Source organism: Pantoea sp. EKM20T (assembly GCF_011800485.1).
Classification (GTDB): domain Bacteria; phylum Pseudomonadota; class Gammaproteobacteria; order Enterobacterales; family Enterobacteriaceae; genus Pantoea; species Pantoea agglomerans.
In genome coordinates this window covers 144,542-166,086 of sequence record NZ_JAALFW010000002.1, presented here as the reverse complement: position 1 = coordinate 166,086, position 21,545 = coordinate 144,542, and the positions used below count along the sequence as shown (strand labels likewise).

Annotated in this window: 18 protein-coding genes; 6 read left to right on the top strand and 12 right to left on the bottom strand. The window is 56.2% G+C overall.

All coding sequences use genetic code 11. The features are described 5' to 3' along the window. Window positions 1-114: 114 nt before the first annotated feature. Window positions 115-513 (bottom strand): fosfomycin resistance glutathione transferase, encoded by a 399-nt coding sequence (fos, locus tag HFD94_RS03850; RefSeq protein WP_061901333.1) that lies wholly within the window; start codon window positions 511-513, stop codon window positions 115-117. A gap of 255 nt (window positions 514-768) precedes the next feature. Here fos and HFD94_RS03845 point away from each other — a divergent pair, with 255 nt between their 5' ends. The 3 genes from HFD94_RS03845 (at window position 769) to HFD94_RS03835 (ending at window position 3,283) form a co-directional block, all read left to right on the top strand. Beyond that, window positions 769-1,398 carry a Vat family streptogramin A O-acetyltransferase gene (locus HFD94_RS03845; RefSeq protein WP_061901332.1) on the top strand — a complete coding sequence of 210 codons (630 nt, stop codon included), beginning with the start codon at window positions 769-771 and terminating at the stop codon, window positions 1,396-1,398. Window positions 1,399-1,538: 140 nt separating this feature from the next. Beyond that, a complete protein-coding gene (locus HFD94_RS03840; protein ID WP_061901331.1) occupies window positions 1,539-2,036 on the top strand; it encodes an AAA family ATPase in 498 nt (165 codons plus the stop codon). 275 nt (window positions 2,037-2,311) lie between these two features. Then, on the top strand, window positions 2,312-3,283 hold the full coding sequence (locus HFD94_RS03835) for an HNH endonuclease (protein WP_243234767.1): 972 nt from the start codon (window positions 2,312-2,314) through the stop codon (window positions 3,281-3,283). Window positions 3,284-3,381: 98 nt separating this feature from the next. Here the strand turns inward: HFD94_RS03835 and HFD94_RS03830 are convergent, their stop codons facing one another. Beyond that, window positions 3,382-4,473, bottom strand: coding sequence for a mechanosensitive ion channel family protein (locus tag HFD94_RS03830; protein ID WP_033758264.1), 1,092 nt, complete (start codon window positions 4,471-4,473; stop codon window positions 3,382-3,384). Window positions 4,474-4,889: 416 nt separating this feature from the next. On the opposite strand from HFD94_RS03830, the gene HFD94_RS03825 reads away from it, so the two are divergent. Then, window positions 4,890-7,076 (top strand): bifunctional diguanylate cyclase/phosphodiesterase, encoded by a 2,187-nt coding sequence (locus HFD94_RS03825; protein ID WP_122888734.1) that lies wholly within the window; start codon window positions 4,890-4,892, stop codon window positions 7,074-7,076. Between the two features lie 108 nt (window positions 7,077-7,184). Here HFD94_RS03825 and HFD94_RS03820 read toward each other — a convergent pair whose 3' ends face one another. From HFD94_RS03820 to HFD94_RS03810, 3 genes are read right to left on the bottom strand one after another with little or no spacing between them, the layout of a single operon-like run. Continuing rightward, window positions 7,185-7,871: a cysteine hydrolase family protein gene (locus HFD94_RS03820; protein ID WP_061901327.1), complete on the bottom strand. Its 687-nt coding sequence runs from the start codon at window positions 7,869-7,871 to the stop codon at window positions 7,185-7,187. Continuing rightward, window positions 7,858-9,168, bottom strand: coding sequence for a cytosine permease (locus HFD94_RS03815; RefSeq protein WP_122888733.1), 1,311 nt, complete (start codon window positions 9,166-9,168; stop codon window positions 7,858-7,860). Before HFD94_RS03815 ends, HFD94_RS03820 begins: the two co-directional genes overlap by 14 nt. Next, the gene (locus HFD94_RS03810; protein WP_122888732.1) at window positions 9,165-10,601 is read right to left on the bottom strand and encodes an amidase; all 1,437 of its coding nucleotides are present in this window, start codon (window positions 10,599-10,601) and stop codon (window positions 9,165-9,167) included. Before HFD94_RS03810 ends, HFD94_RS03815 begins: the two co-directional genes overlap by 4 nt. A 367-nt stretch (window positions 10,602-10,968) precedes the next feature. Between HFD94_RS03810 and HFD94_RS03805 the strand changes: the two genes are divergently transcribed. Together HFD94_RS03805 and HFD94_RS03800 are read left to right on the top strand one after the other, a co-directional pair. After that, the gene (locus tag HFD94_RS03805) at window positions 10,969-11,538 is read left to right on the top strand and encodes a hypothetical protein (protein WP_033772110.1); all 570 of its coding nucleotides are present in this window, start codon (window positions 10,969-10,971) and stop codon (window positions 11,536-11,538) included. Continuing rightward, entirely contained in the window at window positions 11,522-11,749 is a 228-nt protein-coding gene (locus tag HFD94_RS03800) for a hypothetical protein (RefSeq protein WP_029519618.1), read from the top strand. Before HFD94_RS03805 ends, HFD94_RS03800 begins: the two co-directional genes overlap by 17 nt. An 87-nt stretch (window positions 11,750-11,836) precedes the next feature. Here the strand turns inward: HFD94_RS03800 and HFD94_RS03795 are convergent, their stop codons facing one another. The 7 genes from HFD94_RS03795 to gabT all read right to left on the bottom strand — a co-directional run bounded on the left by HFD94_RS03795 (window position 11,837) and on the right by gabT (window position 21,483). Further along, a complete protein-coding gene (locus tag HFD94_RS03795) occupies window positions 11,837-12,679 on the bottom strand; it encodes an oxidoreductase (RefSeq protein ID WP_167432768.1) in 843 nt (280 codons plus the stop codon). 98 nt (window positions 12,680-12,777) lie between these two features. After that, the gene (locus HFD94_RS03790) at window positions 12,778-14,559 is read right to left on the bottom strand and encodes a thiamine pyrophosphate-requiring protein (RefSeq protein WP_031591090.1); all 1,782 of its coding nucleotides are present in this window, start codon (window positions 14,557-14,559) and stop codon (window positions 12,778-12,780) included. 62 nt (window positions 14,560-14,621) lie between these two features. Further along, a complete protein-coding gene (locus tag HFD94_RS03785) occupies window positions 14,622-16,580 on the bottom strand; it encodes a hydantoinase B/oxoprolinase family protein (protein ID WP_167432767.1) in 1,959 nt (652 codons plus the stop codon). A 1-nt stretch (window position 16,581) separates the two neighbouring features. Then, the gene (locus HFD94_RS03780; protein ID WP_167432766.1) at window positions 16,582-18,627 is read right to left on the bottom strand and encodes a hydantoinase/oxoprolinase family protein; all 2,046 of its coding nucleotides are present in this window, start codon (window positions 18,625-18,627) and stop codon (window positions 16,582-16,584) included. Between the two features lie 18 nt (window positions 18,628-18,645). Next, the gene (locus tag HFD94_RS03775) at window positions 18,646-19,092 is read right to left on the bottom strand and encodes a GNAT family N-acetyltransferase (protein WP_060680517.1); all 447 of its coding nucleotides are present in this window, start codon (window positions 19,090-19,092) and stop codon (window positions 18,646-18,648) included. A gap of 271 nt (window positions 19,093-19,363) precedes the next feature. Then, complete coding sequence (locus HFD94_RS03770) at window positions 19,364-19,876, bottom strand: Lrp/AsnC family transcriptional regulator (RefSeq protein WP_010247853.1); 513 nt, start codon at window positions 19,874-19,876, stop codon at window positions 19,364-19,366. 290 nt (window positions 19,877-20,166) lie between these two features. Further along, complete coding sequence (gene gabT / locus HFD94_RS03765) at window positions 20,167-21,483, bottom strand: 4-aminobutyrate--2-oxoglutarate transaminase (protein WP_167432765.1); 1,317 nt, start codon at window positions 21,481-21,483, stop codon at window positions 20,167-20,169. Window positions 21,484-21,545: the final 62 nt, after the last annotated feature.

Sequence of the window (21,545 nt, the reverse complement as noted above, 5' to 3'; positions counted from 1 at the left end):
GCTGGAAAATGAGGAGCATTTGTCAGGGTGAGTGACTGGCAGGAAACCGCCGGGCATGGGGTGATAGCCCCCGCTTCAGCGATCATTTCCTCTGCCGGGCCGGGAGTCAATCAATCAGAAGAACGTCATTCCCTGATAAGGCTGAGCAAGGCAGGCTCTGATACGGCTCTCAAGATCGCCATCGTGGATTTCAAGCTTGTGGCCATCGGGGTCCAGAAAGTAGAAGGAGTTCCCCTCGCTTTTATTGCGCTTCCATTCTGTCACACCCGCCGCTCTCAATCGCTCAACGAACGCATCAAATTCGTCACCAGCAATAGTGAATGCATAGTGTGTGTAATCATTTCCAGCAGAGACGGTATCCACAGAGAGACAGAGCCAGAGTTCACCCAGCGAAAGATAAGCGCCGTGATCCCATGCCGCTTTGGGGATGAATCCAAGGGTCTCAGTATAAAAATTCAGGCTTCTGGCCAGGTTGCTAACTGCGAGTGTGAGGTGATTGAGTCCGGTCAGCATGTAAAACTCTTTATCAGAATGCAGAAGAATTTAATTTACAGGAATCAGATTTCTTTGCACACAAACAGAACTAACAACCGTTTATATATCTGCTGAATCTCTGCCGGGCCCATCCCGGAAAGAGGAAACTGGAGTGGGCAATACTGCCGGGGCCGGCGCGCGATGAGCAGATAATGAAGACCGGGCTTGCACGAAAGGAACGACGGGCTTGATGGTGTACACTGGAACGAACTAACGTTGCGCTTAGGAGAGAATATGTACGGACCGGATCCCGCTAATCCCCATCCAATGGAAGGCTTCCCACAGGTTTGTTTTATCAAAAATACGGTGAAAAAACCCTACATCATAATCGGGGATTTTACTTATTATGATGATCCTGAAGACTCAGAAAACTTCGAGCGCAATGTCCTTTATCACTTCCCCTTTATTGGTGACAAACTGATCATGGGTAAATTCTGCGCGATAGCCAGAGGCGTTCAGTTCATCATGAACGGGGCAAACCATAACATGGCGGGTTTCTCCACTTTTCCGTTTTACATTTTCGGAAATGGATGGGAAACAGCCCAGCCTCAGGCCGGCGATCTGCCCTATAAAGGCGATACGGTGATTGGTAATGATGTATGGGTGGGTTATCAGGCGCTGATTATGCCAGGCGTTAAAATCGGTAACGGCGCAATAATCTCGTCACGTTCTGTTGTGACCTCGGATGTCCCGGCCTATTCGATTGTGGGTGGCAACCCGGCCAGAGTGATCAGGCAGCGTTTTACCGATGAAACCATATCCCGACTAGAGAAGCTGGCCTGGTGGGACTGGCCGGTAGAAAAGATTACCCAAAACTTACCGGCAATTATCTCCGCAGACCTTGAAGCCTTGCCAGATGAATAGCCGGGCAGAAGTGGAATAAACACTGCCCGCTGCTGGCAAAGGGTGGCGGTCATCCGAAAGGACTTCGCATAATTTCGCGCAGATTGATGTATCAATGTGTCTGCTTTACCACTGGAGCGCGGGTTAAAACAGGAGTCGTTATGCTCTACATCTTTAGTGGCCTTCCGGGTTGCGGCAAAAGCACTATCGCTAAAATGTTATCTGAAAAATTGAAAGCGGTTTATTTACGCGTAGATACGATCGAACAGGCTCTGCGTAATAGTTCAGCAGCTTTCAGGAATATCGGCCCTGAAGGCTATTTCATCCTTTATGAGCTTGCGCGGGATAATTTAAAACTGGGATCACCTGTTGTCACTGACTCGGTGAATGACCTTAACCTGGTACGTGATAGTTTTCGTGATATCGCACTATCATCAGGCGTTCCCTTTCTGGAGATAGAAATCCTCTGTTCTGATCCAGAACAGCATCGTGCCCGTGTAGAGAACAGAATCTCAGATATTCCTGGTTTAAAAGTGCCTGACTGGCAAGCCGTTGTGGATCGTGTTTATGAACCGTGGAGCAGAGAGCATCTGAAGCTGGATACTGCAGAATTATCGCCTGCTGAGTGCGTTGAAGAAATCCTTAAAGCTAGAACTTAGTACTGGGTTTGTTTGAGCCGGACAATTGATTGTAAGGAGTGCTTTAAGCTCACATTAAGTTTTGGCCCGCTTTCAGGAATTTAAAGCAAGCAAAAGGTATCGTCACACTTTTCTTTCAAGTCGCTGATTGTCTGAAAGAAAGAAGCAAGTACTGAGGTTTATAGTTTCTTATCGCTCTATTCGTCATAATCAATTGCACTACAGTTAGTTCTAAATAAGTTGTTATTGTTATATGATTCAATTGAAAAACTTACGATAAAATTAAATGGATAAATATGAAAGCGTGGTCTTTTAAATCAGTAGGTCTGGATGATCTCCGTTACTTTGGCAATAACGGTTACTATGATGACTCAACTGGCCTTTACCGATATGACAATTTTGTTCCAAATCATAAGCAAGTAAAAGAAGGCGACATTGTCATTATTACAGACAGAAAAACTGTTCTTGGTATATCGATTATAGATAACTTGTCATCAGCACCATATATTAAAATCCGCAACCGTTGCCCACAAGAAAATTGTAATCCACAAAAGATTAACTTTCGGAAAAATAAAAAGCCGGAATGGCGTTGCAGCAATGGACATGTTTTTAGCGAGCCTAAAGAAGAAGGTATATCAGCGAATGAATTTAAAGCTGAGTATCAGAAAAACTACAGATCACTTAACTCTATATCCATGACGGATTTAATATCTCATACACCCCGCTATAACGTTCAAAGTTCAATTCAGGAGATTGATTTAGAGTGGGCAACGCACCTGTTTGGTAGCATCATCCAATTAGATCCCACTGAAGCAGATATTGATGAAATTCCACTTGATGCAGATGACCAGCGGAAAGCTGTTTTACGGCAAATTAAGCAAAGGCGTGGGCAAAAAGCTTTTCGCGACACTCTGATATCTCAATTAGCCAAATGTGCAGTAAGTGGCTGTGAAATCATTGATATACTTGAAGCCGCACATATCACCGCATACAAAAATGATACACACAACCATGTTAGTAATGGACTATTATTACGTTGTGACATGCATACTCTTTACGACCTGGACCTATTTGCAATAGATCCTAAATCATTCATTATTTACTTTGCTCCACAGGTCCAAGATAAAGAGTACACAAAGCATCATGGAAAAAAGCTAAATGTAACGTATAAGATTAATCAAGGAGCTCTTGTTGAAAGGTGGAAAAGATTTACTGAAAAGTATAATTTAACTGAATTAAATCCGCTTAATACCACCGCTTCTGCATAGAATCCACTCACCTCCTTGACTCTTAGAAAATAACTGGGCGGCGGCCATCAGGATGCTCACATGCTCTCAAAACCGCCGCCCCCAACCTCTAAAAAATCCTACTCAGCCGTCCCTATTCCCACCTTCTCACGCCCGGTATCTGTCAGTGACGCTCTCACCTGCGGCAGGCTTTCCGGGTAATTCTGCTGAATAAACTCAATCATTTTTTCACGCACGTAACAGCGTAAATCAAAGGCGATCGGGGAGTTCTGCGCGGTCATCAGCATCCTGATGGTCATGGTTTTCTCGGTGGTGTCGGTCACCTGTAGCACAGACGTTTCCTGATCCCAAAGCTTGGTTTCGCTCAGCACCTTTTCAAAATGCTTGCGCAGCGGCTCCAGCGGCATGGAGTAATCCACGTAAAGGAACACCGAGCCTAAGATCTGGGCGTTATTGCGCGTCCAGTTCTGAAACGGGTTTTCGGTAAAGTAGGTGATCGGCAACACCAGCCGACGCAAATCCCAGATGCGCACCACCACATAGGTCAGGTTGATCTCCTCAATCCAGCCCCACTCTTTTTCTACCACTACCGCATCATCAATTTTAATAGGCTGGGTAAAGGCGATCTGAATACCGGCGAACAGATTGACCAGCGACTTTTGCAGCGCAAAACCAATAATGATACCGGCAACACCCGCACCGGCCAGAATGGTGGTGCCGAATTTCCGGACGCCAGGGAAGCTGAGCAGAATCAGCGAAACACAGAACAGAACCAGGATGACAATAACCACTTTTTTGACATAGATAATCTGCGTGCGAATTTTACGCGCACGAAGGTTATTGGAAATATTAATGTCATAGCGGATATAAAGCATATCCTGCGCCACATTAGTCAGCCGGATTAAGACCGAGCAAAATGACATAATAATAAAGACATTGATGATATTGGTGATTAGAGAGAGAGATTCCGGTTGGAAATCGATGTAATTAACGCCGACATTAATCATTAATAACGGAATAAAAAAGAACATCGAGCCGCTAAGATGCTTCTCAAGGGATTTAAACAGTTTTCTGTCACGAATCTGCCAGTAGCGGATGAACCGGAGCAGGATAAGGCGGGCCAGAAATCCCAGCACAAAAGAGAGCGAGACGAGTAATACAACAGGCACCCATGACGGGAAACCAGATAACTCACCGAATAACAATGGCATTATTTTCCCTTATAGTAAGCTGACAACCTCAGGCTGTCAGATAAGTGACAAACTCAGTAACCGTTGTCTTCACGGCTATCCGTTCGTAACACAATCAGCGCACATGAGTATGAACCATCGCGGCGAAGTTAACAGGAAATGCACGGTGATGCGTCCAGAGAGGCTGTCGCGCGCCAGCCTTATGGCTACTGATACGGAAGCAGAATGCGGCCTTTATGTCACTGTCCGGCCTGCCCAACATCATTAAAATATCTGATACAACACAGCCACTTTTCCGCTCTCCATTTTTTAGCCTGCCCTGGCCATCCGGCAGCAAAAACATGGCTATAATCTCCAGGCGCAACGCTTTGCGTGGACGTTTTTGTGCAATCTGCTAATTTTTAAGCTGCTCCCCCGCTGCTGAGAAAAACAACAATATGATTAACACCCTTAAACTTTCCTCTGATTTTCGTCGCAGTTTCCTGCGTGAAGTCCTGGTGCCGCTGGTCGCTATTTTACTGCTGACGTTTGTGGGTGCAGGCGCTGCGCTCTTTGTCGGCACCTCACTCACCAATACGGAGGCCCGCCATCAGCAGCAACGGATGATTGAAGCCTCTTTTTCACAGAGTCTGAATGAGCATCTGCGCCAGCTGCGTAGCCTGTCGCGCTGGGGCCCTTTTGAGCAGCATCTGGCAGAGGGCAACAGCAGCAGGTGGCTGGATGAGAACATTGGGTTGTGGCTGTATGAGATGTTCGGCCATCAGCTGATTCTGGTGCTGGACCAGCAAAATCAGATCGTCAGAGTCTGGCGCGAAGGCCAGCCGGTCTCTGCCCCTGAAGATGACCCGCTGATTGGTGAGGTGCTGCAAAGCCCGCTGGTCAACGATCCGGCACGCCACGATAACGCCGATTATGCCCGTGTGACAAACCGTGCCGCCGCGCTGGCAGTGGGTAACATCCAGCGGGATGGTAATGCCCTGCCGCGTTTCCGGCTGGTGAGCCTGAAATTTCTTGATGACGGCTATCTGGCGGGCCTGGCGGAACGCAATCAGCTGCAGGGGCTGCACTTCTCCGACGGCACGCCACAGCCGGGAATCGGTGCGCGCTATCTGCTGATCGCGCAGGCGGGTGAGGCGGTTGGCTATCTGAACTGGATCCCCTCCCGTCCCGGTGCGCAGATGCTGCGCACCATCGGGCCATCTACCGGGCTGGCGGTACTGGCGATATCCCTGCTCTGCCTTTATATGGTGCGGCGACTCTGGAATTCGTCGGTGAACCTCTCGCAATCCATGCTCAGGCTCGGCGCGTCGGAGGCTCAGGCACAGCACCTGGCGTTTCATGATGTGCTGACCGGCCTGCCGAACCGCGCACTGGTCGAAGACCGCTTAACCCAGGCGCTGGCTCTGGCGACGCGCCACGATCAGCGGGTGGCGCTGCTGCTCATCGACCTCGACCGCTTTAAAACCATCAACGACACTCACGGTCATCATGCCGGAGATGAACTGATCATCGCGGTCGCACAGCGCCTGAGCCGTATCGTGCGGGCCAGCGATACGGTAGGACGCATCGGCGGTGATGAATTTATCGTGGTGATGCCAGATGTCGATAATATCGGCCAGGTGCATAGCCTGGCGCAGCGCATTATCGATGAACTGAGTGAGCCTTTTACGCTGTTTGGCAGCGATGTCTGGAGTGGCGCCAGTATTGGACTGGCGCTGGCACCCAAAGATGGGGTTGATCGGCTGGAACTGATGCGCAAAGCGGATATTGCGCTGTATGAGGCCAAAAGCGGCGGGCGCGGCACGTATCGTCAGTTTGAACGGGCGATGGATGAGTCGGTGCGGACCCGACAGACCATCGCTGCCGACCTGCGTACGGCGCTGCATACCCATCAGGGGCTGGAGGTGTGGTATCAGCCGCTGATGGATATTGGCGGTCAGCAGATGGTGGGCATCGAAGCGCTGCTGCGCTGGCACCATCCAGCCCGCGGCCTGATTGCGCCCGGTGAATTTATCGCGATTGCCGAAGAGACCGGCCTGATTATTCCGCTGGGCGAATGGGTGCTGGCTGAAGCCTGTATCACTCAGCAGCGTTTTCCCGAGCTGCTGGTGGCGGTCAACGTCTCGCCGGTGCAGTTCCGCTCTACCGGCTTTGTTGAGCGGGTGATGGCGATTGTCAGCCAGAACGGCGGCGATCCGAAACGCCTGGAACTGGAGATCACCGAAGGGGTGTTAATCGAAGATGAACGTGAAGCACGCGCCATTATTGTGGAGCTGCGTGACGCGGGCTTCCGGATTGCGCTGGATGACTTTGGCACCGGTTACTCCAGCCTGAACTATCTCAGCAACTTTCCGGTGGATAAAATCAAAATCGATCGCTCATTTACCCAGTCGCTGGGCGTGGCGGAAAATTCAGTGGCGATTGTTGAATCGGTGGTGAAGCTGGGTCATGCCATGGGTCTGATGGTGACAGCAGAAGGCGTCGAGACGCCAGGGCAGATGTCTGCGCTGGCAGATGCGGGCTGTAATCAGCTGCAGGGCTATCTGTTCAGTCAGGCGGTGCCCGCCGATCAGCTCGCAGCACTGATGAAAACGATTGCGCCAGACAACGCGCAGCACGAGTGATCGCTGATGTGGAAAGCCTGAGCACAACGTTGTGCTCAGGCTTTCCGGCTGCGTGATGCATCTGAGATCAGAAGATCAACATCGCCATTTACCCGTCGTCGCGGGAAATTAAACCCCCAGGCTATCCAGCAGCGCGGCAGAATGGGCGACCGCGCCAAAGATGCCGCCCTGCATATGGATCATGCTCAGCGCCGCCTCATGATGACGCTGCTCGGTCGCAGCGCAGCAATCGGACAGCACCAGGCACTCAAAGCCGCGATCGTTGGCTTCGCGCAGTGTGGTGTGGACGCAGACGTCGGTGGTAATGCCGGTGAGGATCAGATTACGGATGCCGCGACTGCGCAATATCAGCTCCAGATCGGTGGCATAAAACGATCCCTTACCCGGCTTATCAATCACCACTTCACCCGGCAGCGGCGTCAGCTCCGGGATAATCTCCCAGCCCGGTTCACCGCGCACCAGAATACGGCCGCACGGTCCGTCATCCCCAATCCCGGCGTTCATTCGCCGCGAGCGCCAGCGTTTGTTGGCGGGCAAATCACTGAGATCGGGCCGGTGCCCTTCTCGGGTATGAATAACTGGAAACTGCCGGGCGCGCATCGCCGCCAGCACCTGCTGCAACGGCGCGACGGGCGCGCGGGTCAGACTCACGTCATAGCCCATGCTGTCGACATAGCCACCCACGCCGCAGAAGTCGGTCTGCATATCAATCACGATCAGCGCGGTGTCAGCCGGTGTAAAAGTGCCGTCATACGGCCAGGCGTAGGGGGTTGAATTAACGCTATAGTCGGACATTGCTGTTCTCCATTACCGGGCGCGGCATGCGCATTTTGCTGATCACGCTGTAGCTGATGGCGGCGGTCACCAGACCAATAACCGCTTCACCAAATTGAGGGAAAGCGACGTGGGCGATCACCGCACACAAGCTGCCAATCGCCCAGGCGGCAAACGCATTACCACGAAAACGCTGCGCCGGACGCTGCTCGCTGATGCGCGCCATAAAAATTAAATCCACGATCATCACGGCACCAAACGGCGGCACCACAATGCCGAGCAGGCTGAGCCACTCCAGGAAGTAAGACCAGACGCCCGCCAGCGCCAGCACGCCGCCAATGGCACCCAGGATCAGCGTCCAGAGCCGCATTTTACTGCTGAACAGATGACTGAAGCCCACCGCCCCGTTGTAGAGGCAGTGCGTGCAGACCGATCCGAGATTGATAAAGACAAACAGGCAGGCCACTACCGACAAAAAGGCGCTGTGCCCCATCAGCATCGGCAGGAAGTTGCCGCCATTGGTCAGCGGATCAACTGCTGCGCCCACGGCCACAATCACCACACCGAACAGGTAAGAGATGACGTTAGCGACCGGGAAGGCAGAGAACGCGGCGATCACCGCCGAACGGCCATTCTTCGACCAGCGGGTAAAGTCAGCGGTCATGGTGCCGGAGTCAGCAAAACCGGCCACCACCATGGTGACGGCAGTGCCCATACTCATTGCACCGGCTGCGCTGGCGCTGCCTTTCCACTGCGTCACCACGGAGAAGTCGTGCTGTTTACTAATCAGCCACAGCGCCACCATTCCCAGCACCACAAACAGCGGCGCGGCGATCATCCCCAGTACCGACAACGCCCGCACGCCCAGGAAAGTGATGCCGGTATAGAGGATCATGGCAAAGGCTGTCACCGCCAGCGCATTCCAGCCGAAGGTCTGATTAATGACCGTACCGGTAAGGCCGGTCTGGAAGGCATACCAGCCGATCACCACCGTCGAGAGAAAACCCGAGACCAGGATGTAGCCTTTGCTGCCAAAGGTGCGTCTGGCCTGCAGGGCGAAATTCATTCCGCTGTTACCGGCGTACCAGCTCAGCGCGCCGACATAGGCGAACAGCACCAGGTTTCCCAGCAGAATGGCGATCAGCGCAGGCCAGAACCCCAGATGCCAGGTGATGATGCCGCCAAATAGCGCATTGGTGAGGATCATCGGAAATCCAAACCAGACGGCCGAGACGGAGCGGGTAGAATGACGGTGCGACAGCGGCACCGGCTGATGTTCAAACTCCTGCTCCAGCGCAGGCGTGGTAGACGTTTTCATTGGGCGATTCCGGGTTGAAGGTGATTCCACGGCTGAATGCGCTCGAAAGCGGCACTGGCAGCCAGCACTAAGGCATCATCAAGATGACGTCCGACAATCTGCAGACCGACGGGCAAGCCGCTGGCAGTAAAACCGGCGGGCACGGACGCGGCGGGCTGACCGGTGAAGTTGAACGGGTAGCAGAACGAGAGCCAGTGATCGCTGCGGACCATGCGGCCATCAATGATCTCCGGTCCCTGCATCCCCAGCGGAAACGGCGGCACCGCCAGCGTCGGGGTAATCAGCAGGTCAAAGCGCTGCATAAAGCGCCACAGGCAGTTGCTGACCGCTTTTCGGGTGGTGATGGCATCGGTGAAGTTTTCCGCCCGCCAGTCGCGCTGCAGCATGGCGACCAGATGCGGCGACATCTCGCTGCCCTGCTCCGCCAGCATCCGGCGCATACCGGTGAGATCGCTCTCCATCGCCACCAGCGCGCCAAAGGCCGCCGACGGATCAGGGAAGCCCGGATCGGCCAGTTCCAGTTCAGCACCGATTTCAGCGGCAAAACGCTGCACCGCCGCGCTGACCACTGCCCGCACTTCCGGGTCAACGGCCACATAGCCAAAATCCGCGCTGAAGGCGATGCGCAGTTTGCCTGGCAGATGGTGTGGCGCACCCAGCCAGTCGACATCGCTGCAGGGAATCGAGTGGCGATCGCGCATATCTGGTCCGGCCATCAGTGACATCATCAACGCGGCATCGCGCACGCTGCGCGTCATCGGAGCGATGTGCTCCAGTGACTCCCAGCTCGACACGCCGGGGTAGCGTTCATCACGACAGCCGGGCCAGAGCGGCACCCGGCCCATCGACGCCTTGAAGCCGAAAATACCGCAGTGCGCCGCCGGAATGCGTACCGACCCGCCGCCGTCGCTGCCCAGTGCAATCGGGCAAAGCCGCGCCGCCACCGCCGCACCCGAACCGGCGCTGGACCCTCCTGGCGTCATGCTCAAATCCCAGGGATTGCGCGGCGACGGAAACAGCGGATTGTGCCCGACCCCGCTGTAGCCAAACTCCGGTGCGGTGGTTTTGCCAAGCAGAATGGCGTCGGCGGCCAGCAACCGTTCCACCGTAATGTCATCATCTTCCGGCACGAAATCTTTGTACGCCACCGAACCGGAGGTGGTTCTGACGTTTGCGGTGCAGATTAAATCCTTCACCGCCAGCGGTACGCCCGCCAGCGCGCCCAGTGTTTCTCCGCGTGCCCGTCGGGCATCCACGGCTCTGGCCTGTGCCAGCGCCAGTTCAGGCGTCGGAGTACAAAAAGCCTGTATCGCCGGTTCCCGCTGTTCCATCCGTGCCAGCGCCGCCACGGTCAGCTCGCACGCCGACACGTCCCCGCTGCGAATCAGAGCGGCCATCGTGGTGGCATCTTCGTCTAATAAGGAGTCAAACATGGGTTACCTCGCCAAAAGTGTACCTGTCAGCTAGTGCATGAAGCGTGCCAGTTAGCGGTGAATCAACCGGTCTGAAACGGGGATGCCAGATGGAATACGGGCTGGGATACAAGATCGAATTCTTATGATGCCAGGTGGAGGCGACTGTTTATTTTTCCAGCACGATGATGGCGCAGGGCTGCGCGATAAGGGGGCGTAATAGCTGAATGGTTTGCGGGCTGGTTTACAAAACGATGTCGGTAATCAGCAACAGCGGCCGATATGCTGGAATGAATAACCACATTTTTACCATGGATGTTTGACCGGTCTGAGCAGGCACTGAAAAATCACGGCTTAAAGATTCACATGCAGCCTGCAGGGATGATAAGTGCGCATTGAGGAAGATATTTATCTCGAAAACTACGAAATCAGACGAAAAAGATTCATTTATGATCGTCAGGTTTATCACAGCTACGTGTTTGTTGTCGGTAATGAGACTTACACCGTCATCGTTGGCGACCGGATAGATGAACAGACCTTTAACCGTATCGGATACCGGATGCCACCCGGTATCGCCTTTCCGGTTAACGGGCTGGCTGAAGTCTGTTTTGACGTGTTCGATGGTCTGGAGTGCCTGGGCGATTTCCGCCATATCAGCTTTGCAGGATTAGGCAGTGCTGTCGTTTTCAAAAGCGTACTCCTGGCGTTAATGGCACACCATGAAAGCTTCTTTATAGGCGGTTTTGTTTTCCAGGCTGCATCAGGAGAGATCGTTGACCGCAATCGCCCGACCCCCCTTGAGGAGATCTACGATGCTTTGCTTGGGTTAAAAAATGAACTACGTTACAATCGCCGGACAGGGTTGCCAAAGAAAGCGCCGCAACCTTTAATCCCGGACTGTTTCCGGGCTTATAAAGTAGTGACTACAGGGAGAGCTTGCTATGTCGTTTTACAATAAACACGATGAAACAACCCCTTTGGCTCCGGTCGAAACCAGGTATAAGGAGTTAAGGGCACTATTGATTGCTGAATGGCTGGCCAGACCCGATCTGCCCGCCATTAAAGCCCAGTTAGCTCAGAGGAAAAAACGCTCGTCGTCTGCCCTGTTACGCCGCAAGTTGAAAGAGCTGAATGCGCGCGAAATGCAGAAAGCTAAGATCAGCGCTTAACGCTTAAAGGCCCGATAACGGGCCTTTCGTATTTTTATCAGCTTCTGGCTCACTCGCAGACGGCTTTCCGCCACCCGCAACGCACCTCTACTCCGGAAAATCCGTCTCCACCGACGTCTGTTTCCACGCTTCGATCTCAGCCAGCCGCTCTGTAAGCTTGCTGGTTACGGCATCATGGCCCCAGGCGCCCATTACCAGATGGCGTGGCGGGTTATCATGCTCAGTGATGGCAATCATCGCCGTGGCGGCCCGCGCCGGATCGCCCTTCTGCGTGCCGCTGTATTCGGCGGTGGCTTTCATCCGTGCGGCTGCAGTCTCTGCATAGTCTGGCAGCGTGCTCGGTGTCTGATGCAGGGAGCGTCCCGCCCAGTCGGTGCGGAACGGACCTGGCTCGACACAGGTAACGCGAATGCCCAGCGGTCCCGCTTCCAGCGCCAGCGAATCTGACCAGCCTTCCACCGCATGTTTGCTGGCAGAGTAGTAGCCTGAGCTGGCAAAACCAATTAAGCCTGCCACCGAGGTAATGTTGATAACGTGGCCGCTGCGCGCCTTTCTCATCGCGGGCAGCACGGCGCGGGTCAGGGCAAACAGGCCAAAGACGTTGGCATCAAACTGCGCGCGGATTTCGCTTTCCACACCCTCTTCCACCGAGCTCTGATAGCCGTAACCGGCGTTGTTTACCAGCACATCAATGGTGCCGAACCTGTCGAGTGCCACTTTGACGGCCTGGTCGATGCTCGCCTGGTGGGTCACATCCAGCGCTACTGCCAGCGCGTTGTCGTGTCCCTCAACCAGATCGGCAATGGAAGAGGTATCACGTGCCGTCACGACGACCTTAAAACCACGCGCGATGGTCTGCTGCGCCAGTTCACGACCAAATCCGGTCGAACATCCCGATATTAACCAGACAGGGCTGGAGTGAGCAGTCATGGTAAGACTCCCGTTGATGATGATGAAGTGACTGGAGACCCGGACGCGAGTGCATCCGGGATTTAAGGTTAGCGAGGCGCGACCGCCCCACTTAGCCCTTAATGCTTTTTATTGAACAGCTGGCTGGCGGTGTCGCTGATGATCTGTGCCGCACCGCGATCGCCTTTCACCATCGACGCCATAAAAGCTTTCGCCTGTTTAAAGGTGATGTGCGGCGGTAACGGGGCCACTTCCGGATCGGTTTTCACCTCCAGCAATACCGGGCGATCGGCGCTGAGCGCACGCTGCCAGGCCGCCGCCAGATCGTCAGGATTATCGACAAAAATACCGACCATCCCCAGCGACTGCGCAAACTCGGCATACTTCACGTCCGGCAGTTGCTGCGAGGCGTCAAAGCGGGGATTGCCCTCCATGACCCGCTGCTCCCAGGTAACCTGATTGAGATCCTGGTTGTTGAACACGCAGACGATCAGGCGTGGATCGGCCCACTGCTGCCAGTATTTCTGGATGGTGATCAGCTCCGCCATATTGTTCATCTGCATGGCGCCGTCACCCACCAGCGCTACCACAGGTTTGTCGGGATGGGCAAATTTTGCGGCAATCGCATAAGGCACCGCCGCGCCCATACAGGCCAGGCCACCGGAGAGCGAGGCGCGCTGACCCTGCTTAACCCGATAGTCGCGGGCGAACCAGTTGGCACAGGAACCGGAGTCCGAGGTGACAATGGCGTTATCCGGCAGTTGTGGCGACATCTCCCACACCACCCGCTGCGGGTTGACCGGATTAGCGGGTGCCATGGCGCGCTCTTCCATCAGCGTCCACCAGTCGCGCACCTGAAGCGCAATATCTTCCTGCCAGCTGCGATCCTCTTTGTGCTCCAGCAGCGGCAGCAGGGCGCGCAGGGTTTCAGCCGCATCGCCATGCAGATTCACTTCGCTGGGATAGCGCAGGCCGAGCATGGCGGGATCGATGTCTATCTGCACCGCACGCGCCTTGCCCTCTTCCGGCAGGAACTCTGTCCACGGGAAGCCGCTGCCGATCATCAGCAGGGTGTCGCAGTTCTGCATTAAATCGGATGAGGGCTTCGTGCCCAGCAGGCCAATCGAACCGGTCACAAACGGCGCATCGTCCGGCAGCACATCTTTGCCCAGCAGCGCTTTTGCCACGCCCGCACCCAGCACATTGGCGACCTGTACCACCTCGACGGCGGCGTTACGTGCGCCTGCGCCAATCAGAATCGCCACTTTTTTGCCGGCGTTAAGCACCTCAGCGGCGCGTTGCAGATCCGCTTCATAAGGGATCACTTTGGGACGCTGATAGCCGCTGCCGGAATGGGTAAAACCGTGCAGATGCTGCGGCGGCTGCCACTCTTCATCCTGAATATCTTTAGGGATGATGATCACCGCCACGCCGTTTTGCGCTTTGGCGATGCGCACGCCCCGGTCGAGCAGATGGCGAACCTGGGTTGAACTCGAAGCTTCCTGAACGAAGTTGGCAACGTCCGAGAAGATGCGATCCAGGTTCATCTCCTGCTGATAACTGGAGCCGCGCGCGGTCGCTTCCGCCTGTCCGGCAATCGCCAGCACCGGGGCATGATCCATTTTGGCGTCATAGAGTCCGGTCAGCAGATGGGTCGCGCCCGGCCCGCCGGTAGAGAGGCAGACGCCCAGCTCACCGGTGAATTTGGCGTGTCCGGCCGCCATAAAGGCCGCCATCTCTTCGTGACGTACCTGAATAAATTCGATGCCGTCGCCTTTGGCGTTAGCACGCTGAATGGCGCCCAGCACCCCGTTGATGCCATCTCCCGGATAGCCATAGATGCGTGTGACGCCCCACTCTTTCAGGCGCTGGACAAAAAAATCACTGGTTTTCATGCTCATCGTCGCGTTTCCCCTTGTAGTCCATGCAGACTTAAAGCGTAGTAGACGATGGGCAATCGCCGTTAATTGTTCGCCATTGCCGGGTATCGCTGACGCAAATCACTGAATATTTGTGCCATATCCGCCGTTTCGCCTATCTCTGCCACCGCCCGGAATACCTGGGTTTTCAGGAAGTGACGCCAGCTCACCGGCGCGCTTGCCAGAAAGGCGGTAAGTAACTGATAACGCTGTGGCGTCCAGAGCATTTCGAAGCGACTCCGTGCTTCGCCGTGCTCAAAATGGTCCGCAGCCTGCTGCGGCATCGTGGCGCGCAGGTGCTCCGTTGCTGCCCGATCCACGTGGTGATCAACCACTACCACGCCATACTGCGTCCTGGCTGCCGCGACGCTGAGATAACCGCAGCGCACATCCTGCATCACCGCATCGGCATCGCGCTGTGTCGGCAGGCCATAACCGCCCGCGCCGGGTCCGCGCACTTCGACCACGTCACCCGGCAGGCAGTGGATCACATCAGTGTTACCGTGATTGATGACCTCACCGTCGCGCCGGGTACGGAAGTAAGAGAGCGCCCCACTCTGGCCGCCGACGACACCCGCCGAGGCAAACACCGATCGGTTACGGTTGCGCGCGGTAATGGTGGTATTGGGCGAGAAAACCTCAAATGCCATTTCGGTGGCTAAACCGCCGCGATAGCGACCGGCTCCGGCGCTGTCCTGGGCCAGTCCGTAGCGATGAAAGCGGATTGGCACTTCCGCTTCGTTGATCTCAATCGGGGTGTTTTTCAGAAAGGCTGAAAGACCGCCGGAGCCGTCAGGCCCATCGTGACGCGGCGTGCCGCCCGCGCCGCCGCCCACCGGACCCAGCGAGGCGACCACACTGCGATTCTGCGTCTGGGTACGAATGTTCATGATTGAGTTGCCGCCCGGTGAATTCGCGGGCAAACGCTCCGGCATCGCCAGCGAGAAGACGCCGATAGTGGCAATCTGCGACAGTGCACAGGTCAGGGAGCGCATTCCCACCGCTGCGGGCGCTTCACAGTTCATGACCGTGCCAGGCGGCAGGATTGCCCGGGTGGGTCGCAGCGTACCGGCGTTAAGCAGCAGTGAACGGTCCAGCGTGGAGAGCACATAGGTAACACCCACCAGCGCCAGCGGATGTCGCTCACGTCCGCCAGTCGGCATATTCAGCGACGAGGCCAGCTGCGGGTCGCTGCCGGTGTAGTCCAGCTCCAGCTGATCGCCCTGCACCCGCAGAGTAATGGCGATCCGGCAGGGATAACCGCCCTCGCCATCTTCATCGGCGTAGTCGGCATAGAAGTATTCCCCGTCGGGAATGGTTTTGATAATGCTGCGCGCCTGCGCTTCGGCGTAATCGAGAATGCCCTCAATGCCCTGCAAAAAATCGGCGATGCCAAAGCGGGCAATAATGTCGTGGATTTTACGCTCGCCGACGTTCACCGACGCCAGCTGGGCTTTGAAATCGCCCCAGTTCTGATCCGGCACCCGCACATTGAGCCGCATGATGCTGGCGACCTCTTCGTTGAGCTGACCCTGCCGCATGATCTTCAGCGGCGGGATGCGAATCCCCTCCTGCACGATATCGGTCAGCGAGCGCGACAGCGAGGCAGGCACCGCGCCGCCGACGTCGGTGTTATGAATGTGGCCCACAACGAAGCAGACAATTTCACCCTGGTGGAACACCGGTTTCCAGATGTGGATATCGGGCGAGTGGGTCGCCACGTTGCCGGCATAGGCGTCGTTGGTAATGCAGATGTCGCCGTCAGCGTACTCTTCAATCAGCGCCAGCACCGGCGCATAGTCGATGCCGCTGTACCAGGGCGCGCCGAAGCTGCGCGGCGAGGCGAACGCCAGGCCGCTGCGGCTGACAATCTGGCAGGAGAAATCTTCCGTCTCTTTAACAAAGGTGGAGTGCGCCGTGCGCATCAGGGTAAAGGCCATCGCATCGGCAGCCGCGGCGCAGTAGTTCGCCAGGATCTGTAAGTTACGTCCATCAATCGCCATGTTATGCCTCGTTCGCCGTGATCAGCAGATTACCGAATGAATCGACCATGACGCCCATGCCGGGCGGCACGCAGGTGGTGCAGTCATCCTGGGCGATGATGACCGGGCCACTGAGCTGATGGCCGGCACGCAGCACCGAACGCAGCACTAAATCAACCTGATGCCAGCCGCCGTCGATCCACGCCCTGGTCTGTTTCAGTACCGGCACCGGTTCCGTGGCCGGAGCCAGTGGGTTAATCACCGGTTTCGGCGTCGGTGATGCAATCACCAGCCGCAGGTTGATCAACTGCACCGGCGCCTGCGGGTCACAGTGACCAAACAGCTGCTGGTGCTGGCGATCAAAGGCGTCATGCAGCGCAGTGAAATCCGCCTGCGCCAGCCAGTTCGTCTCCAGCGGCACATCGATCTCAAACGACTGCCCGCGATAGCGCATATCCGCGCTGAACTGCAGGCTGTAAGGCATATCGCTGCCGTGCTCCTGGGCCAGCCAGCCACAGGCGCGCTGCTGTAATGCTTCGGCTTCACTGGCCAGGGTGTCGGCCAGGGCGGGTGTCAGATCGCCGTAGAGCGTGCGGATAAAATCGTTGCGGATATCTGCTACCAGCCCGCCCAGCGCGGACAGCACGCCCGGCGTCGGCGGCACAATCACCCCTTTCATATTCAGTTCGCGGGCCAGAAAGCAGCCCATCATCGGACCCGCTCCGCCAAAGGCGAGGAACCAGAATTCACGCGGATCGAGACCAAAGCGCGACAGCAGCCCGCTGGTGTCGCTGTACATGCTGGAGATCGCCAGCTGGATGGCGGTCTCTGCCGTTTCCTGCACCGTGACGCCAAGCGCATCCGCCAGCGGCTGCCAGGCCGCGCAGGCGGCGTCCACATCAACAGTGACGGCGTTATAACCCAGCGCGCCATGGCCCATCATGCCGCAGGCGGCGAACGCATCGGTGGCGGTGGGTTGCGTGCCGCCGCGCTGGAAGCAGACCGGGCCAGGCAGCGATCCGGCACTGTCCGGGCCCATCTGCAGCACACCCTGACCATCGATCCACGCCAGCGAGCCGCCGCCCTGACCCACCGAGGTGACGGCGACAGAAGGAATAAAGATTGGGAAATCCCCGATAATTTCGCCGTTGCCCTGCGCCACTTTGCCGTCGATGATCACCGCCACGTCGGCGCTGGTGCCGCCGATATCCAGGCTGAGGATTTTGTCAAAACCGCAGGCGCTGGCGAGATAGCTGGCACCAATCACCCCGGATGCGGTGCCGGAGAGCACCATCTGCACGCATTCGCGTTTCGCCTGATCGACGCCCATCACCCCGCCGTTGGATTTGGTGATGCGTGGCGGCGGCCTGACGCCGAGCCGTTGCAGCGCCTGCTCAAAGGATTCCAGGTAGTGGATCACCATCGGCTGCACGTAGGCATTAATGGTGGCGGTAATGGTGCGTTCATATTCACGGATGATCGGCCAGATGTCAGCGGAACAGGAGGTCAGCAGCTCGGGTGCCACCTCGTCGATAATCGCCTTCACCGCCGCTTCATTGTGCCGGTTGCGATAGCTGTGCAGCAGCGACACCACAATGCCCTGACAGCCTGCCGCGCGTGCCTGAGCAATTGCGTCGAGCACGCTCTGGCGATCAGGCGCGTGCAGCACGTTGCCGTGCGCGTCACTGCGTTCACGGATGGCAAACACCCGATCGCGGGTGATCAGCGGAGCAGGACGCCGCGAGAAAAGGTCGTGAATATGCGGGATTTTAAGCCGGGCCAGCTCCAGGACATCGCAGAAGCCCTCCGTGGCGAACAGTGCCAGCCGCACGCCACGCCGCTGGATCACCGCGTTTATCCCTACCGTGGTGCCGTGGGTGAAGTAGCCAATCTCAGCGGGGTCAATGCCCTGATGCTGCTGAAACTGCGCCAGTCCGGTAACGATTTCGCTGCCTGGCTGATCCGGTCGCGACAGGACTTTCAGGGTGTGAATCTGGTTCGTTTGCTGATCGAGCACGGCGAAATCGGTAAAGGATCCACCAATATCCACGCCAACGCGGTATCGCATATCGGGGTAACTCCAGTGTCAGGAAGGGGGAAATTCCATCAGCGCCTCGGGATGTTGCACCACACGCCAGCCGAGCCGCTGATAGACCTGATGGGCATCCTGGGTTGAGAGCATCCAGCGATGCACCGTTTGCAGCTCCGGGTGTTCACGGACGCAGGTTGCCAGCCAGCTGCCCAGCCCGTGACCGCGCCAGTTTTCATCAATCATTACGTCACACAGCCAGCCAAACCGGGTGTAGTCGGTAATCAGTCGGGCAAAGCCAATCTGGCTCTGCTGGTGATAGAGGCCAAACGGCAGCGAACCGGCAATCGCCCGCACGGTTTTGGCCAGCGGCTGGCCTTTGGCCCAGTAGGATTTCTCCGCCAGCTGGATGTGGATCCACGCCAGGTCGAGCCGCTGGCGGCTGGTGGAGACAGTGAACGCCTCGCGCTGCCACTGCTGGTCAGCAATCTGCAATGAGTCCATGACAACTCCTTGTATCGGTTGAAAACAGTGTAAAAGGGTTCGCCCAACGGTTGAGGCTGTAGCGCGCTACAGAACCGGTTGTTGCGACTGAATTTTGCGTCATGAAGAAATTTTATGCTGAGGGGGCATCTGGCACATTAACGGGAGAAGTGAAGCGGATGGGCGAACAAAAGTGCGGCTGGGGTGAATCAGGAAAGAGTAAGCAGAAACAAGGCAGGTGACGGCCCTCTCTCCACCGGTAAACATGGCGAGGGCGACGCCTGGCCGCCCGCTACACGCCGAACTCCACCGAATTGTGCTTGCCGATCAGCGATCGCAACGGCACGCTGCTTTTCATGATCGGGGATTTGATCACGATATAGCTGAAGTACTTATCGATGCCGATCTGAGCGTCGAGCATCTTCTCAATCACTTCCTGGTAATGTTCAATGCTGCGGGTAATAAAGCGCAGCAAATAGTCATAGCCGCCGGTAATCAGATGGCACTCCATCAGCTCATCGACGTCGCGCATCGCACTTTCAAATTTCATAAAGTCTTCGCGGCGATGGCCTGACAGGGTGACTTCGGTAAAGACCGTCACCGAATCGGTAATGCGGGTGAGATTAATGTGCGCTTCATAACCGGTGATAAAACCGGCCTGTTCCAGACGTTTGACCCGTTGCAGACAGGGACTGGGCGAAAGGCCTACGGCGTCGGCGAGGTTAACGTTGCTGATACGGCCATCTTTCTGGAGTTGCACCAGGATGTTGATGTCGATGCGGTCGAGTTTCATTAAGCCGTTCATAGCACCCCCCTCATTGTCAGAGCCTGTCCCACCAGGCGTCATTGTTGCAGGCAGTCTGGAGACGGACAGCGCGGAACAACCGGCGCGTACATGGCGTACGTGAGGATTGTAAGCACTGACCAGGTTCAGACTGACAAATGAAATAGCCTGATGGGATAGACGCTTAATTAAATGTGCAGAACCTCCCGAAGGTATATCACGCTTTACCGTAAACGCGCCAGCGCTTCGCAGTGGTTATACCAGCGGGAGATTTTCAAATTACTTTAACAATATCAATGAGGAATCGCACTTTATCCCAACCGACCTGTGGCGCGGGCCAGCGCAATATCGAAGATATGCAGCGCCTCTTCCAGCTGTGAGTCGGTAGTGACCAGCGGCGCCAGGAAACGGATGGTGTTACGATGCAGGCCGCATTTGATCAGCAGCAATCCCTCCTGGCAGGCGCTGTCGAGGATCTTCTGGGTTAAGGCCGCATCCGGGCGACCGGTTTCGAAATCGAGGATCTCCACCGCCTGCATAAAGCCTACGCCGCGGACGTCACCGATGCAGGCATATTTATCCGCCAGCTGCCGCAGTCGTGCATTGAGTTGCTCACCAAGCTGGCAGGAGCGCTGCAACAGGTTTTCCTGCTCAAACAGATCCAGTACCGCCAGCGCCGCCGCACAGGCCAGTGCGTTGCCGCCATAAGTACCGCCTAACCCGCCAGGCGTCGGTGCATCCATGATCTCTGCACGCCCCACCACGCCGGAAATCGGCAGACCGCCGCCCAGGCTTTTCGCCAGCGTGACTAAATCGGGTTTGATACCCAGTTGCTGGAAGGCGAACATCGTGCCGGTACGCCCGAAGCCGGACTGGATTTCATCACAAATCAGCAGAATACCGTGCTGGCTGGTGATGCGACGCAGCGCCTGCATAAATGCCGGGCCAGCGGGCAGGAAGCCGCCGTCACCCTGAACCGGCTCAATGATAATCGCCGCGACCCGCTCCGGCAGGACCTGCACCGCAAACAGCTGATCCAGCGCTTTCAGGCAGTCCGCTTCAGTAATACCGTGCAGCGGGTTCGGGAAGGGCAGACGGTAAATATCGCCGGGGAACGGGCCAAAATTCTGTTTGTAAGGCGCGGACATGCCGGTCAGAGTGATACCCAGCAGGGTGCGGCCATGAAACGCACCATCAAAAGCGATAATGCCAGAGCGCTGGGTGTGTGAGCGGGCAATCTTCACCGCATTTTCCACCGCTTCGGCGCCGCTGGTAAAGAAGACGCTTTTGTACGCCTCATCGCCGCCCACCAGTTTGTTCAGCCGCTGCGCCAGCTCGATGTAGCCCGGATAGGCCACCACCTGAAAACAGGCGTGAGACACCAGGCCGAGCTGGCGGGTCACCGCATTGACCACCGCCGGGTGATTGTGGCCGACATTCAGCACCCCGATGCCGCCGACAAAGTCGAGATAGCGATTGCCCTCCACGTCCCACACTTCACTGCCTCTGGCGCGTTCGATCACCAGCGGATGGGCGGTAACTACGCCGCGCGGCACGTTCTGCTCGCGTGCATCCAGTAACAGGCTGTTATCGGAGTATGCTTGCTGCTCTGCCATGACATTCTGCATTTTAAACCCTCATCCACGTAACGTTCGGTTGGCTCAAGTATCGCAACCCGCTGGTTTGTCAC

Coding starts and splice junctions, on each gene's coding strand:
- HFD94_RS03770 (WP_010247853.1), bottom strand. CDS start 19,876: ATGAACGGCTTAATGAAACTCGACCGCATCGACATCAACATCCTGGTG.
- HFD94_RS03795 (WP_167432768.1), bottom strand. CDS start 12,679: ATGACTGCTCACTCCAGCCCTGTCTGGTTAATATCGGGATGTTCGACC.
- fos (WP_061901333.1), bottom strand. CDS start 513: ATGCTGACCGGACTCAATCACCTCACACTCGCAGTTAGCAACCTGGCC.
- HFD94_RS03810 (WP_122888732.1), bottom strand. CDS start 10,601: ATGTTTGACTCCTTATTAGACGAAGATGCCACCACGATGGCCGCTCTG.
- HFD94_RS03825 (WP_122888734.1), top strand. CDS start 4,890: ATGATTAACACCCTTAAACTTTCCTCTGATTTTCGTCGCAGTTTCCTG.
- HFD94_RS03845 (WP_061901332.1), top strand. CDS start 769: ATGTACGGACCGGATCCCGCTAATCCCCATCCAATGGAAGGCTTCCCA.
- HFD94_RS03840 (WP_061901331.1), top strand. CDS start 1,539: ATGCTCTACATCTTTAGTGGCCTTCCGGGTTGCGGCAAAAGCACTATC.
- HFD94_RS03790 (WP_031591090.1), bottom strand. CDS start 14,559: ATGAGCATGAAAACCAGTGATTTTTTTGTCCAGCGCCTGAAAGAGTGG.
- HFD94_RS03780 (WP_167432766.1), bottom strand. CDS start 18,627: ATGCGATACCGCGTTGGCGTGGATATTGGTGGATCCTTTACCGATTTC.
- HFD94_RS03815 (WP_122888733.1), bottom strand. CDS start 9,168: ATGAAAACGTCTACCACGCCTGCGCTGGAGCAGGAGTTTGAACATCAG.
- HFD94_RS03820 (WP_061901327.1), bottom strand. CDS start 7,871: ATGTCCGACTATAGCGTTAATTCAACCCCCTACGCCTGGCCGTATGAC.
- HFD94_RS03785 (WP_167432767.1), bottom strand. CDS start 16,580: ATGGCGATTGATGGACGTAACTTACAGATCCTGGCGAACTACTGCGCC.
- HFD94_RS03800 (WP_029519618.1), top strand. CDS start 11,522: ATGTCGTTTTACAATAAACACGATGAAACAACCCCTTTGGCTCCGGTC.
- HFD94_RS03775 (WP_060680517.1), bottom strand. CDS start 19,092: ATGGACTCATTGCAGATTGCTGACCAGCAGTGGCAGCGCGAGGCGTTC.
- HFD94_RS03830 (WP_033758264.1), bottom strand. CDS start 4,473: ATGCCATTGTTATTCGGTGAGTTATCTGGTTTCCCGTCATGGGTGCCT.
- gabT (WP_167432765.1), bottom strand. CDS start 21,483: ATGCAGAATGTCATGGCAGAGCAGCAAGCATACTCCGATAACAGCCTG.
- HFD94_RS03835 (WP_243234767.1), top strand. CDS start 2,312: ATGAAAGCGTGGTCTTTTAAATCAGTAGGTCTGGATGATCTCCGTTAC.